Origin of the sequence: Daejeonella lutea, from assembly GCF_900168015.1 — a bacterium.
Lineage (GTDB): Bacteria > Bacteroidota > Bacteroidia > Sphingobacteriales > Sphingobacteriaceae > Daejeonella > Daejeonella lutea.
The window spans coordinates 281,094-294,352 of the sequence record NZ_FUYR01000003.1; the positions used below are offsets into that span (position 1 = coordinate 281,094).

The following is a 13,259-nucleotide window of genomic DNA, read 5'->3' on the forward strand; positions in this document are numbered from 1 at the left end:
TTTCGCTTCAATATTTTGTCCTTCGGCCAAAATGATTTCTGCTGCAGTCGCTAACCCGGCACCTAAGATGTAGTTAATTGCTCAAAAATTATGCTTCCTAAAACAGACTTCTAAAGTCTATGATGAATTTACACTTATATTTAAGCGTTCTGCATAATGCTTGTATTTTAGGAAACCATAACGAATAATGAAGTCCGCTTATCTATTAATCAACTTCCTTACAATCTTATTTCCGGTGCTGTTGTCCTTCGACAAGCGTGTCCAATTCTTCAAAAGCTGGAGGTATATCTTTCCCGGTTTGTTTATCACCGGGCTGGTTTTCCTGGTTTGGGATTATCTGTTTACAGTATTCGATGTGTGGTCGTTTAATCCGGACTATGTTACCGGTCTGTACATACTCGACCTGCCTATCGAAGAAATTTTGTTCTTTATAACCGTGCCTTTTGCTTGCATCTTTATTTATGAGTGTTTGAATTATTACATAAAAAAGGATTTGCTTCACGATCTTGCCCGACCGATTAGTATCGTGTTAATTATTGCCTGTATGGCTTTCCTAGTCCAGTTTTATGACAGGGTCTATACGCTTATAACTTTTGGCTTCCTGCTTGTAGCGTTGGTCTATGCGGAGTTTATTCAGCAAATTAACCTGGGAAGGTTCTATCTCGCTTACTTTGTATCCCTGCTGCCTTTCTATATTGTCAATGGTATTCTTACTTCAATTCCCATTGTGATGTATAATGACGCGGAGAATATGGCCTTTCGAGTTGGGACAATTCCATTTGAAGACCATTTTTATTCCTTGTCGATGCTCTTGATGAATATTATGTTATTCGAATATTTTAAAAAGCGCGATACTGCAGCACGTTGATGGAACTTCAGGAATACACACGTAATTACCTCGCGCTTAGAAACGGGCAGGATAAGCCTGAGATCTGGGTGGCTTATAAAGGCGTTATCTACGATGTGACAGCGAGCCGCTTATGGAAGAATGGTAAGCACTACGAGCATTGGGCTGGTCAGGATTTGACAGACGAGCTGAAGGATGCGCCACATGCGGAGGGCGTGTTTGAGCGGTTTAAAGTTGTGGGGAAGCTTGTTTAATTACGCATCCACAGCAAATTAAACCTGCCTGCCGGCGTAGATGTCGTAAACTACTTACAGAGAGTGCAGATGGGATGTCAATTAGATGCGAACAGTCTAGAAAGTAACATTTTCTCTGCGTTCACTACTGTAAGAAACAGTCGTCACGCAACAATTGTAAAATCTTCATGCCCTTTCCACTTAATCCCTTGGGTTTATTATATTTAGTAAACCAACCTTATCTATATGAATCGCAAGGAAATACTCACTGGTTTAACATTATTGCCTCTAGCAGGTGCGGCAGTATCGGCAGCGTCTCTTATGCCTCAGCCGCCAGCCGAGCCGGAAGAATGGCTGCCCAAAAAGCAGCTGATACGTGGAGCGAACTCCTCATGTCTTCGCTCAGGTCACCTGCTGTTTGTAGGAGGGATTGGCGGGTGGTATGCCAACCGTCGCGCTGAACCCGGCGACGCCAAAGTTCAGATCACAAGTGCTCTTAACACAATGAAAGAAGCACTTGAAGCAGCTGGCTCGGGTATGCACAATGTGCTCCAGATCTTTATGACGGTCTGCGAACCTAATAAGAACCTCGCGCGCCTTAATGAAGGCTATTACGAATTCTTTCCGAAAGATCCGCCGGTACGTTCCTTTAGCAGCTCGAAAGCATCGCAGATGGGCCGCGATGGAATACTCGTACAGGTGGGATGTATTGCTTATGTGGATTAGAAGGAAGTATCAATATCAAGTAGCAAGTATCAAGTAGCAAGTATCTAGTATCAAGTATCTAGTATCAAGTATCAAGGAGCCAGACTGGTGCACTAACCAATCGTTTAGACCCTAATGTCAAACTCCTAAAACCTAACCTAATATGAATCGCAGAAATTTACTAAAAAGCCTCACGCTGTTGCCGCTTGCCGGCGCTGCAGTTATAGCGCCGGTTGAGTTAAACGCGCAGAGCAAGAAGAAGAAAAATCAATGGACACCGAAGAAGGAGGTGGTCCGTAAAAGTAATAGTGGTGGAAATACCAATACTGTCGTTCAAACTCCCCAGGGACCGGCACCTGTTCTTTCCGGATGTGTTCGCTCAGGGCACCTGCTTTTTGTATCAGGAATTGGAGGGTGGTATCCGGAGCGCCGAGCTGAACCGGGGGATATCAAAGTTCAGATCAAAAGTATCCTGGATACCTTAAAGGAAGTGCTTGAAGGAGCAGGGTCTTCAATGGCAAATGCCCTTAAAGTACACATGACGGTAGTTGAACCGAATAAAAATATCGCCGCGCTAAACGAAGCCTACCGTGGATATTTTCCTGATCCCGCTCCGGTAAGGTCGTATACAGGCACCAGTGCCGATTTGATGGGCAGAAGTGGGGTGCTGGTTCAGCTGGATTGCATAGCGTACGTGGACTAGGTTAGTATCTAGAATCAAGTATCAAGAATCAAGAATCAAGACCAGGGCGGTTTAACGACCAAAGGGCACGTAAGAGTTAATGCTTATTATATACCTCAGCGTAGGAAGAGCGTAGGACGGAGCCGGCTTAGTGAGGTCTTAATCAGTCCTAGACTTTAGTTTCACCGCTCATAGAAGATTCTAGTTGCTTTTTATGATAAAAGGCCTTCCAATAGTCCTGAAAGGCCCTTTATGTTATGTGACATTAACTGCTTTGCTTCAGACTTCCGACTTCTGTCCTCAGTCTTCAGACCTCAAATTAATTCCCCGCCACCTGATAGGTATTTACATACGCAGCAAGTTCGTCCTTACTAGCTTGTAGTTTGAACAGATCATTTAATTGTGTAAAGTTCGCAGGGTCAGTAATGCTTCTGTAAGACAACTTGGCTAACTCCAGGCGGTTTGGCTCTGAGTTGATTAAGCCGATAAGTTGTTTAACCTGAGCAGTGGTAAAGAAGTTATTCGGGTTAGCAAATATATCTCTCTCTGCCTGAACTTTAAGTAATTGCAATAGGTTACTTCTGACGGTTAATACCAGGACACTAAAGTCACTGTTTGACATTGGTGTTCTAACACCCGCATTTGCCGATACTCCGGTTTGTGCTGAAGCATAGTTGTTAAATTCGGTTCTGTAGGTAGCATTGGTAAATAAATCGCCGAGCTGATAGAAAACGGCAGGGTCCATAACAGAACGGAATGATTGCTTAGCTAACTCCAACCTGTCGTATTCTGATGTTACAACAGTCAGCAATTGCCTGATTTGTGCCGTGCTGAAATAGTTGTTTGTATTTATAAAAACATCTCTTACTGCGTCAGTTTTAAGTGCCTGCGAATATTTAGCCTGGATGTTGTTCATCAGGATATTGAAGTTGGCAGCTGACATTTGAGCTTTCACTCCTGTATTAACTACTACTCCACCTTTTGAGATTACAAAGTCGTTGAACTCCGTACGGTTTGCGGTGCTCGCAAAAACATCATATAAGGTACCAAAGTTATTTACATCACTTACGGCAGGATATGATAACTTAACCAGTTCCATCCTGTCTGTTTCAGAAGTAACCGCTCCAAGCAATTGTCTTACCTGGGTGGTTGTATAGTAGTTGTTGGTATTTACAAATGCATCCCTAACAGCTTCAGTCTTCAAGGCTTGTGACCATTTAGCCTGTATATTCTGCATCAAAATATTGAAGTTGCTCGAAGTTATCAGCGTTCTTACGCCGGTATTGACGGCAACACCACCCTTTGCGACAACAAACTCGTTAAATTCAGTACGGTTTGCAGTGCTGGCGAATACATCATACAAACCTGGAAAATTATTTGTATCAGACACTACGGGATAAGCTAGTTTTATCAGATCCATCCGGTCAGTTTCTGAAGAAACAAGTCCCATTAATTGTCTTACCTGTGTTGAAGTATAGTAATAATTACTATTTACCAGAGCTTCTCTAATCGCTTCACCTTTTAACGATTGTGACCATTTGTTTTTGACGTTGGTTACCAGGGTGTTAAAGTTTGCATCTGTAATTGCAACACGAGTAGCAGGATCAGCAGTTACATCGCCTTTTGCCTGAACATACGCAGCGAATTCATTCCTTCTGGACGTACTGGTGAATATATTGCCAATAGCAGCATAATTCTGCGGGTCTGTTACCGTAGAGTAAGCAAGTTTAGCAAGGTCCAGCTTATCGCTCTCAGAGGTCACCATAACCAGTAATTGTCTAACCTGCGCGCTAGTGAAATGATTGTTGGTATTTATAAAAGCGTCCCGCACTCTTTCAGCTCTTACAGCCTGGGAGTTTTGTGCCTGTATACTTTGCTTTAAATTGTTAAAAGCAACGGTTGCCATGGGTGCAGAAGTTCCCGGGTTCATTCCTTCAGACATATCTTCACTGAATGCTACAGAACCATTAGCCCGAACTGTAATATTCATTTCATAACCTTCTCTCAGCACGAAGTTATTGGAATAGATAAGTGTGTTCTGGGTGCTGGCGTTAGTAGCTATGCTGTTATTTCTCAGTTTGTATACCTTCAATGCCCGGTTACCAGTAAGAATGTTGTTTACAGCTATTTTATATACTGTTGCACTATTATTCGTGTTAGTATTTGAAAAATAACGCCTATCGTCAATCCGAACCTCGTAATTGTTGGTAGTCTTGGTAATACCCCGGAATATAATATTCACAGTGCTGGTGGTTTGTGCGATCCCTGGAATTGCAAGGAAGCAAACCATTATGGTACTTAATAACGTTTTCATTGGTCTAATTTGTTTTAGTATTAGTTAGTTGGGGTATAGATAGCAATATCCTTGCCAGTTGGGAAGTTCTACCGTTGAGGGCGCGGAGATATGCGCAGGGAGCGCAGAGCTAAGTTTTTATCTCACAAATAAATACCGTACTAGTTACCACCTTGCAGTGCATGACCCTCGCGACCTTTAGGTGTACTATGCGGTCTTTGCAATAAGATGAGTATGTTATGTAATTAGGATTTGGGTCAATGCAGGATCTCCGCCACATGCGCGCGGATATTCTCACCCATTTTCTCAATCGGGAGATCATCAGGGTCAACACCAAATGGATCTTCGATAGACTCGGCAATCAGTTCGAGGGATGCCATTACATAGAATATGAATGGTACAGCTGCAATTACAAAGTACCCCATTGAAGAAACGTACCCAACCGGGAGAGTGATCACATATATAAAAATGAATTTCTTAATGAATGAGCTGTATGACATGGGGATTGGAGTGTTCTTAATTCGTTCACAGGCACCGCAAATGTCTGTAAATGCCGTCAGCTCGTTATTTATCACGATCATTTGGTCACCGCTGATAATGTCTCCTTTGTAAAGGTTATTCGCGCGCTCTACGATCATCGAGGCAACCTGGTTAGGCCCATGCTTTTGCTCGTCCAGGGATTCAAATTCAGGGTGCTCCACTTCGTCCAGCATGAAACGCGTTTTATTTGCACGCAGGTGGGCAAACAGCGTATCAGCAAATAAAGGTATACTCTTTCTGAAAAAGCTGCGGTTAACCTTGTCGTCTTTATCGAGCATGGCATTCATCTTTATAGCAAGGTTACGGCTTGAATTGGTGAGGGAGCCCCATTGTTTCCTCGCTTCCCACCAGCGGTCGTAGGCAGTATTGGTTCGGAATACGAGGAGTATCGACATCACAAAACCTAGCAGGTTATGTACAAGTGTTACGTTTTTAATCCAACTGATCTCCGAAAGTTTAAGATACTCCAGCTCCCAATAGGCGATTGCTGCGGAATAAAGTGCCAGTGCTAATAGCAGAGGAAATAATTTCCGCGCGGTATCTGAACGATGCAGCGAAAAGGTAGAGTGGATCCAATCTTTTGGATTATAGACGATCATGCAACAAACTTAGTGAAATGAGATTAAACAGGAAACTTACGGCAAAAAACGGTGTTATAAGATAATTGCAGATCGCTCGTTATTAAGTTAATAAACCAATTATATGAAAAAGATAGTGCTGTCGCTTTTACTATGTTCTCAGTTTGCCTTTGCACAGCAGACTAACCAGTGTGGGATTTTAATTCCGCCACCATCACTCATAAATAATTTTCTGAACGTGTATGAGGCTGGGGCATATGTACGGACGATCCTTGATAGTGTAAACTGGCAGAAAAATTTCACCCTGCAGGAGCAGACCGGTATTAATAATGCTTATGCGACAATTATAAATAACAGGCGATTTATCATCTATGATAACAGATTCCTGACTGCTCTGGATCAGTATTCAAATACCAAGTGGGCTTCAATTAGCGTGTTAGCTCACGAGATTGGCCATCACTACGAAAATCACCTTGTATCCGGCAACGGAAGTACTCCAGCTAAAGAGCTTGAAGCTGATTACTTCTCTGGTTACGCTTTGGCCAAGATAGGTGCGAGTCTCAGCGATGCGACAGCGGCGATGTCGAAGATATCTCCTGTTCAGGGAAACTCGAGCCACCCGGGAAGAGCCGCACGGGTGGATGCCATTCAGAAAGGCTGGTACTATGCCAAAGGAGTCAATACTACAGCAACCACAAAAGCACGCCCGCCGGTGCCGCAACCGCAACAAAACCCACCACCGCCTGCCGCTGAAAGCGGATGGATCAATCTATCTTTATATGGCAATAACGCGATGACGGTATATCTTTCAGATGACGGCCGGAACTTTAGTCCGGTTGCGATGAAAACCACCCAGCCCTTTGTGTTTAAATATGAGATCTATAACTACGGGTTTTTGAGACTGGTAAACAGCCCGAATGCTGTAACCTACAAATTGATGCACAATAAAGATTACTCGATCATCTGGAACAGGAAGACGAATAACTGGACGGTTGTTGAGGTTAAATAGTAGTAAGTACTAAGCAGTAAGTATCAGGTATTAAGTATCAGGTATTAAATATCAAGATTATGCCATGGTATAATGGGGATTTCCCGCCACCATATAAGAACCAGCCAGTGAAGCTCAGAAACAAGGCGGTTGAAATTGCCAATGCGCTTTTGGAGGAAGGGGCTGAAGAGGGGATTGCTATCGCCACTGGCCTTAAGCGGGCGAGGGAGTTTTTTATGAGAGAAAAGAGTAATAAAAAAGCAAAAAACAAAGAATAAAGACGGGAAGTATAGTTCACGCCAAAGCGTAATCTTGTAAATCCGCAATCCTATATCCTAGTCAGTTCTCCAGTAAATATCCCTGTGGATACTCGAAATCTTTTACCGCCAACTTCATGGGTGTAATTTTCTGTGCAACTACTGTCCAGATGTATCCTTCCTTGGGGTAAGTTATGATGTACTTTAGTGATAATGCTCCGCCTGTGGCTTCAAGGTAAGCGTTGAAGTCGCCGAAGTTATGTTTAGAGAATCCTTTATAATCAATGCGAAGTTCAGGTGTGTAATAATATATGGTGCTGGTATTATCAGTTTCAACTTGAATCCCCTCGCAATCATATCCCAGAATTTTTTCCTTTTTGTCGAGCCTGGTTATTTTATATTGCTGTGATGACCTGTAAAGGCCATCGATGCGGCGTGCAGTTTTGTTGTTATCAAATCCGTAATAGGTATTGGTTCGGCCGTTATAAAGCTGTATGATATTATTGGACTCGTCGTAGGATTTATAGTTGCTGTCGTTTACAAAGTAATGCTGCTCTAGTCCTAACTTTGTTCCGAGCTTATCGGTGATATCGTTTCCCTGCAGATCCGTGAATGAGTATTTATACTGAATCTTTCCCGTAAATTTAGAAGAGCCGGGGATTGCAGAACTACAAAAAAAGGCTAAAGCCAGTAATAGAAGACAGTTTTTCAAGATATGAGAGCTTGACCTAAAGTAGCTAATATCGAAGGAATTGGCAAGTTTATCTTCGACATGTAGCCCCCGGAATTTAATATCAGGAGTAACCAGATATTCAATTACAAGAATTAAAATAGTTAGGTAGCAAATTCTGAAAGCAGTCCAGCAGAATGCTGATCAAGATATAACTCGCAACTCCCATGCTGTTGTAAAATACTGGAGGGGTACATGTTACTAACTTCCTGTTCCACACAGTTCCTCACGGCCTCAGCCTTTCGTTTATCAGGAACCGAACAGATAATGTGTTTTGATTTCATGATTTGACGTACCGACATACTGATTGCCTGAGCAGGAACTTCGTCAATAGTCTTAAACCAACCCTCGCCAAGCTGCTGCTGACGGCATTGTGCATCGAGGTTAACAACCATGTAGGGTTCTTCTGTCTCAAAGTCAGCAGGCGGATCATTAAAAGCCAAATGACCATTCTCGCCGATACCGACCAATGCTACATCGATTGGGTTCCGAGTTATCAAATCACCCAGGCGCCGGCATTCTGTTTCAGCGTCAGTTTCACCGTCAACAAGATGTACCGCCTTTAAAGGCCCTACATTGGCAAGAAACCTCTCTTTCAGATACTTTCTAAAACTTGCCGGGTGAGACTCGGGTAAACCAATATACTCGTCGAGGTGGAACATAGTTACCTTACTCCAGTCTACATCTTCTTGTATGAGTTGATTGAGTGTTTCAAACTGGCTTGCCCCGGTCGCGAGGATAATATTTGCTTTGCCGGAATCGGAAATTGATTTTCGTATTAATTGTGCGGCTGTTTTTCCGGCAGCTAGACCAAGTTCGAGCGGGTTGGCTTTGATTATGATATCCATGGAGGGAAGTTACAGGTTTGCGGCAAGTTTCCAGCAAATTAATATCTATCCGTGAGGGGTATTTAAATCCTTTTAGCTTTAGGAACTAATTCTCATCAGGTATAGTAAACCAAAATGTGCTTCCGTTGCCAATCTGGCTTTCTACCCCAATTTCACCACCGTGTTGCCTGATAATCTCTGAACAAATGTATAAGCCAATACCAAGCCCACTATATTTTGAACCGGAATGGTCGGCACGCCAGTATCGGTCGAATAAGCGGGTCTGATGTTCAGGCGGAATCCCTGGACCAAAATCCTGAACTGATATTTTGGTGCTGTGCTCCAACTTTTCGACATGAAGGATTATCTGGCCTGATCCCGGGGCATATTTAACTGCATTGTTCACGAAATTAACAATTACCTGATCTATGCGATGCTCATCGGCATAAAGAATCACATCCTTATCACCCGTCGTGATCAGGTCATACTTTCCGCCAAAGCGTATATGGTTACAACAAACGTCAAGCATCTCCGCAACGTTGAAAAGGGTTTTATTCAGTCGTAGGTGTCCCTCTTTAAACTGGTGCATGTTCAGCAGATCTTCCACCATCATTTCCAGCTTATCCATGCTATTATTTGATGCCTCAACTAAGCGGGGTATAAGCTGACTGTTTGGGTTGTTTTTCAGCCTGTCAAGCATTTGTAGATTAGCTTTTAAACTGGTAATTGGTGTTTTGAGCTCATGGCTGGCAATACCGATAAAATCATCTTTTCGCTGCTCAAACTCCTTGCGCTCGGTAATCAGTAATGTGACACCAATCATACGGTTTGCACCGGTTTCTCGATCCTTCATTAACTTACCCGATGCGCTTATCCAATGTCTTGAGCTATCCGGCCAAAGGATTTCGTATTCGGCAATATATGTTTTGTTGTTTTTGACTGCATCGTTAATTTTCTCCTGAACATAGTCACGGTAATCTGGAAGTATGGAATTTAAAAACTCTTTAAAATCGAACTGAGCATCGGGTGTCAGCCCGAAGTTCTGTTTACATAGTGGAGTGCAAATCATTCTTCCTGTCTCGAGGTTCAGATTATATGACCCGAGTCGGCCCGCCTCTAAAGCCAGATCAAGTCGGTCCATACTCTCTTTCACTTCATCGTGTGCAACAGCCAGTCGGTTTTGACTTAATGCAAGATCTTCCAATGTAGAGCTTAATTCTTCGTTCGTGGAAGTCATCTCCTCATTAATCGCCGTGAGTTCTTCATTTACTTCCTGCTGGCGGGCTATTTCGGTTAAGGACGACAATCTTAACTCCACTTCATCCATGACTATTTTTGCCATACCGGACAGGATCTTCTGCTCATCTTCACCAAAAGATCGGGGCTGTTTGTCTATTATACAGAGTGTTCCAATGAGGAAACCATCGTGTGTAGTTAGAGGGGCACCTGCGTAAAACTTTAAACCGAATGAGCCGGTGACATTCGGATTAGTCAGAAGGCAGGGTTCATCTCCGGCATTCTCGAAAACAGTCACGTCAGGTTTCAGAACTGCCAATGAGCATAAGCTAACGCCGCGTGAAGTCTTCTTTGCGTTGCCCATTCCCACATTGGCTTTAAAATAAACTTCCTCTTTATCAACCAGGGAAATTAATGAGATTGGAACATTAAATATCTGTGTGCACAACCGGGCAACATTGTCAAATGCATCTTCTGGTGGTGTATCCAGAATCTGGTAGCGGCGTAATGCGCCTATCCGTTTTACATCATTATCAGGGATAATGTTAATTCCAAAGGTATTCTCCATTGCGTTTATATAAGCAAAAACGCTAAATATAGTTTTAATTACTTTTTCATAACAGATGGCACAACTTGCTGGAATGGGATTACTTATGCCGGTATTAAGTAACAAAAGTTTATCTTTTACGATAATAATTCTGCCTATTTCAAAGGCGCGATTTGAGGGATTTTACCCGATATTTAAAGCTAGAAACATTAATCATGATCGATCTATCCACTCTGCAAGAAAAAGAAGTAATTAAGGGATTCCTAGGAAGGTTTGTCCATACACCAACCATGACATTGGGTTACTGGAATATCTCCTCGGGTGCAATCTTACCGGCACACAGCCATGTACACGAACAAGTTACTCAGGTAGAAGAAGGTGAATTTGAACTTACTGTTGATGGGATCACGAATGTCTACACAAGGGGCATGGTGGCTGTAATACCTCCCAATATTGTCCACAGCGGTAGGGCACTAACCGACTGTAAGGTGTTTGATATTTTCCATCCGGTGAGAGAGGATTATAAGGCTTTGTAACCTTATTTAGCCAAATCTAACCTTCAGCATAGGATATTTCCCTTTAGCAAAACTGACTTACACCTTCATAGTCGATCCGGGTCGTTATGTCGTTTCTGTCGGACTGAACTTTACTTGAATTCACGTCTTTGCTGACAGTATAGGCCGCCATTTCTTCATCAGCATGGGGTTGCATTAAGTCGATGATACTTTGACGGGGTAGAGTAGGATCGATCCAGGTATCGACATCAGATTGCTTCAAAATTAAAGGCATACGCTGTTTCACGTTATGGATCTGGGTCATTAGTTCATTCGATGGCGTAGTGATAATCGAAAAGGTTTTTATGGTCTCATCCGTATCTTTATTTTTCCATGAACTATAAATACCTCCTACCAAAAAGTAATCAGAGTTTCGCGGGTATATGAAGTACGGATATTTTACTCCATCAATATCCCTGCTTTCGTAAAAACCGGTCAATGGGATAACACAGCGCTTAGAGCTGATGGAAGTTTTGAAAGAGGCCAGGTCAAATATGGTTTCAGACTTTGCATTCAGTGTATTGTTGCTCAGTTTCCTGGCATCAGAAGTCGTCTTTACCCAAAACGGAATGAGTCCCCAGTTAAATAGATGCAGCGCGTCCACACCCTCAATGTTAGCTATTACGGCGAAGTTTTTATGACTAAATCCGTTCGAATGATGCTGTTCTTCATAGCTCTCGGTATTGATCATTGTTCGTTTAAAGTCATTCTGCAGCTTTTTTGCCGAAGCTTTTTGTTGGGCATGGTAACACATCTTCTGTTATTTATTGCTTTTTTATCATGCCAACTTAGGGCGGGTTAAAAGGCTATCCTAACGATTGGGGTAAATTTGTTTCTCGATAAGACTAATTTACAAAATTATCCAGGCTGAAAAGTCATTTTGTACAGTCATCCCGAAAGTTTATGATGCAACAGATTTGTATTCATAAAAAAGCCGCAAGCGTGGAACTTGCGGCGGTATGATTATTCGATATATGATCAGGCATCAACTGACACCCGATGGCTATTTTTCTATAATAAAGCTGCTTAGGTTTACAAATTGTTCAACCCTCTTGGAAATCTGAGCCTTTGTAAGATCTTTAATCTTTTCAGTGCCAAATTTCTCAACACAGAATGAAGCTAATGCAGAGCCATAGATGATTGCGTTCTTCATGCTCGCGAAGTTTATCGTGCCTACCTGAGCAAGGTATCCAATGAATCCGCCCGCAAATGTATCACCCGCGCCCGTCGGGTCGAATACTTCTGCCAAAGGCAAAGCCGGTGCAGAGAAAATAAGGTCATCATGGAATAAAAGTGCTCCGTGCTCACCTTTTTTAATGATCAGATACTTTGGTCCCATCTTTAATATTTTCTTGGCCGCTTTAACTAAGGAGTACTCGCCTGAAAGCTGACGTGCTTCGGCATCATTAATCGTTAAGACATCAATGTTTTTGATAACTCCCAACAGATCATCCAGAGCAATATCCATCCAAAAGTTCATGGTGTCCAAGACGATCAGTTTAGGACGTTTTTTAAGTCGACTGATAACGGTTTGCTGAACCTGTGGAGTTAAATTTCCCAGCATCAGGTACTCACAATCCTGGTAACTGTCTGGTATGATCGGATCGAAATCCGCTAGCACATTAAGCTCTGTTACCAGCGTGTCACGGCTATTCATGTCGTTATGATATTTGCCAGACCAGAAAAACGACTTCTCACCTTTCTTTATCTGAAGGCCTTCTGTGTCGATACCGTGATCGTTAAAGCTTTTGATATCACCGGCATGGAAATCTTCGCCGACTACACCGACGATCTTAACCTTGTTATAGAAGTATGAAGCTGCAAGGCTCGCATAGGTAGCCGCGCCACCCACAATTTTCTCTGTTTTCCCGAAAGGAGTTTCAATTGCATCGAAGGCAACGGTACCAATTATTATAAGGCTCATATTTATTTTAAAAAATTTTGATGCAAATATTGGATTAATAATTTAAAATCCCGAATATTGCACTCCCGAAAGGGAGAAACGTATACTCGTTTCTAAAACCGGAGACCATGATAATGGTCTGAGAAATTCCCGAGTAGCTCAGCCGGTTAGAGCATCTGACTGTTAATCAGAGGGTCGCTGGTTCGAGCCCAGCCTCGGGAGCAAAATGAAAGCCTTACAGAGATGTAAGGCTTTTTCTTTTTAAGACTTTTCGTAGCGACATGGATTAGGACATTTGTATTTGTTCCTGCACTTGCGGCATTAATCAGAGGGTGGCTG

Annotated in this window: 14 protein-coding genes and 1 tRNA gene; 8 read left to right on the forward strand and 7 right to left on the reverse strand. The window is 42.7% G+C overall.

Features of this window, described 5'->3' with window-relative positions; genetic code table 11:
* The first annotated feature begins 187 nt into the window (after positions 1–187).
* The 4 genes from B5X60_RS14795 (at position 188) to B5X60_RS14810 (ending at position 2,488) form a co-directional block, all read left to right on the forward strand.
* The gene (locus B5X60_RS14795) at positions 188–868 is read left to right on the forward strand and encodes a lycopene cyclase domain-containing protein (protein ID WP_079703498.1); all 681 of its coding nucleotides are present in this window, start codon (positions 188–190) and stop codon (positions 866–868) included.
* Complete coding sequence (locus B5X60_RS14800) at positions 868–1,101, forward strand: cytochrome b5 domain-containing protein (protein ID WP_079703499.1); 234 nt, start codon at positions 868–870, stop codon at positions 1,099–1,101. Before B5X60_RS14795 ends, B5X60_RS14800 begins: the two co-directional genes overlap by 1 nt.
* 225 nt (positions 1,102–1,326) lie before the next feature.
* Positions 1,327–1,806 carry a RidA family protein gene (locus B5X60_RS14805; RefSeq protein WP_079703500.1) on the forward strand — a complete coding sequence of 160 codons (480 nt, stop codon included), beginning with the start codon at positions 1,327–1,329 and terminating at the stop codon, positions 1,804–1,806.
* Between the two features lie 142 nt (positions 1,807–1,948).
* On the forward strand, positions 1,949–2,488 hold the full coding sequence (locus B5X60_RS14810) for a RidA family protein (RefSeq protein ID WP_079703501.1): 540 nt from the start codon (positions 1,949–1,951) through the stop codon (positions 2,486–2,488).
* 298 nt (positions 2,489–2,786) lie between these two features.
* On the opposite strand, the gene B5X60_RS14815 is transcribed toward B5X60_RS14810, so the two are convergent.
* Positions 2,787–4,781 carry a DUF4476 domain-containing protein gene (locus tag B5X60_RS14815; protein ID WP_079703502.1) on the reverse strand — a complete coding sequence of 665 codons (1,995 nt, stop codon included), beginning with the start codon at positions 4,779–4,781 and terminating at the stop codon, positions 2,787–2,789.
* Positions 4,782–5,017: 236 nt separating this feature from the next.
* A complete protein-coding gene (locus B5X60_RS14820; protein ID WP_079703503.1) occupies positions 5,018–5,899 on the reverse strand; it encodes a bestrophin family protein in 882 nt (293 codons plus the stop codon).
* A 103-nt stretch (positions 5,900–6,002) separates the two neighbouring features.
* Here B5X60_RS14820 and B5X60_RS14825 point away from each other — a divergent pair, with 103 nt between their 5' ends.
* The gene (locus B5X60_RS14825; protein ID WP_079703504.1) at positions 6,003–6,887 is read left to right on the forward strand and encodes a M48 family metalloprotease; all 885 of its coding nucleotides are present in this window, start codon (positions 6,003–6,005) and stop codon (positions 6,885–6,887) included.
* Positions 6,888–6,946: 59 nt separating this feature from the next.
* Positions 6,947–7,144, forward strand: coding sequence for a DUF2188 domain-containing protein (locus B5X60_RS14830; protein WP_079703505.1), 198 nt, complete (start codon positions 6,947–6,949; stop codon positions 7,142–7,144).
* 61 nt (positions 7,145–7,205) lie between these two features.
* Here B5X60_RS14830 and B5X60_RS14835 read toward each other — a convergent pair whose 3' ends face one another.
* From B5X60_RS14835 to B5X60_RS14845, 3 genes are all read right to left on the reverse strand, one after another.
* Positions 7,206–7,835, reverse strand: coding sequence for a DUF4412 domain-containing protein (locus B5X60_RS14835; protein WP_170878468.1), 630 nt, complete (start codon positions 7,833–7,835; stop codon positions 7,206–7,208).
* A gap of 122 nt (positions 7,836–7,957) precedes the next feature.
* Positions 7,958–8,701 (reverse strand): glucosamine-6-phosphate deaminase, encoded by a 744-nt coding sequence (locus B5X60_RS14840; RefSeq protein WP_079703507.1) that lies wholly within the window; start codon positions 8,699–8,701, stop codon positions 7,958–7,960.
* A gap of 85 nt (positions 8,702–8,786) precedes the next feature.
* Complete coding sequence (locus B5X60_RS14845; RefSeq protein ID WP_139377496.1) at positions 8,787–10,589, reverse strand: GAF domain-containing sensor histidine kinase; 1,803 nt, start codon at positions 10,587–10,589, stop codon at positions 8,787–8,789.
* 89 nt (positions 10,590–10,678) lie between these two features.
* Between B5X60_RS14845 and B5X60_RS14850 the strand changes: the two genes are divergently transcribed.
* Entirely contained in the window at positions 10,679–10,999 is a 321-nt protein-coding gene (locus B5X60_RS14850) for a cupin domain-containing protein (protein ID WP_079703509.1), read from the forward strand.
* A 43-nt stretch (positions 11,000–11,042) separates the two neighbouring features.
* Here the strand turns inward: B5X60_RS14850 and B5X60_RS14855 are convergent, their stop codons facing one another.
* Positions 11,043–11,771, reverse strand: coding sequence for an SOS response-associated peptidase (locus tag B5X60_RS14855; RefSeq protein ID WP_079703510.1), 729 nt, complete (start codon positions 11,769–11,771; stop codon positions 11,043–11,045).
* Between the two features lie 249 nt (positions 11,772–12,020).
* Positions 12,021–12,941 (reverse strand): PfkB family carbohydrate kinase, encoded by a 921-nt coding sequence (locus B5X60_RS14860; protein WP_079703511.1) that lies wholly within the window; start codon positions 12,939–12,941, stop codon positions 12,021–12,023.
* A gap of 127 nt (positions 12,942–13,068) precedes the next feature.
* Here B5X60_RS14860 and B5X60_RS14865 point away from each other — a divergent pair.
* A tRNA-Asn gene (locus B5X60_RS14865) sits at positions 13,069–13,142 on the forward strand.
* The last annotated feature ends 117 nt before the right edge of the window (positions 13,143–13,259 follow it).

Bases quoted from the DNA above. Each gene is read 5' to 3' on its own strand.
- B5X60_RS14795 (WP_079703498.1), top strand. From the start codon at position 188: ATGAAGTCCGCTTATCTATTAATCAACTTCCTTACAATCTTATTTCCG.
- B5X60_RS14830 (WP_079703505.1), top strand. From the start codon at position 6,947: ATGCCATGGTATAATGGGGATTTCCCGCCACCATATAAGAACCAGCCA.
- B5X60_RS14840 (WP_079703507.1), bottom strand. From the start codon at position 8,701: ATGGATATCATAATCAAAGCCAACCCGCTCGAACTTGGTCTAGCTGCC.
- B5X60_RS14855 (WP_079703510.1), bottom strand. From the start codon at position 11,771: ATGTGTTACCATGCCCAACAAAAAGCTTCGGCAAAAAAGCTGCAGAAT.
- B5X60_RS14805 (WP_079703500.1), top strand. From the start codon at position 1,327: ATGAATCGCAAGGAAATACTCACTGGTTTAACATTATTGCCTCTAGCA.
- B5X60_RS14825 (WP_079703504.1), top strand. From the start codon at position 6,003: ATGAAAAAGATAGTGCTGTCGCTTTTACTATGTTCTCAGTTTGCCTTT.
- B5X60_RS14850 (WP_079703509.1), top strand. From the start codon at position 10,679: ATGATCGATCTATCCACTCTGCAAGAAAAAGAAGTAATTAAGGGATTC.
- B5X60_RS14815 (WP_079703502.1), bottom strand. From the start codon at position 4,781: ATGAAAACGTTATTAAGTACCATAATGGTTTGCTTCCTTGCAATTCCA.
- B5X60_RS14860 (WP_079703511.1), bottom strand. From the start codon at position 12,941: ATGAGCCTTATAATAATTGGTACCGTTGCCTTCGATGCAATTGAAACT.
- B5X60_RS14820 (WP_079703503.1), bottom strand. From the start codon at position 5,899: ATGATCGTCTATAATCCAAAAGATTGGATCCACTCTACCTTTTCGCTG.
- B5X60_RS14810 (WP_079703501.1), top strand. From the start codon at position 1,949: ATGAATCGCAGAAATTTACTAAAAAGCCTCACGCTGTTGCCGCTTGCC.
- B5X60_RS14800 (WP_079703499.1), top strand. From the start codon at position 868: ATGGAACTTCAGGAATACACACGTAATTACCTCGCGCTTAGAAACGGG.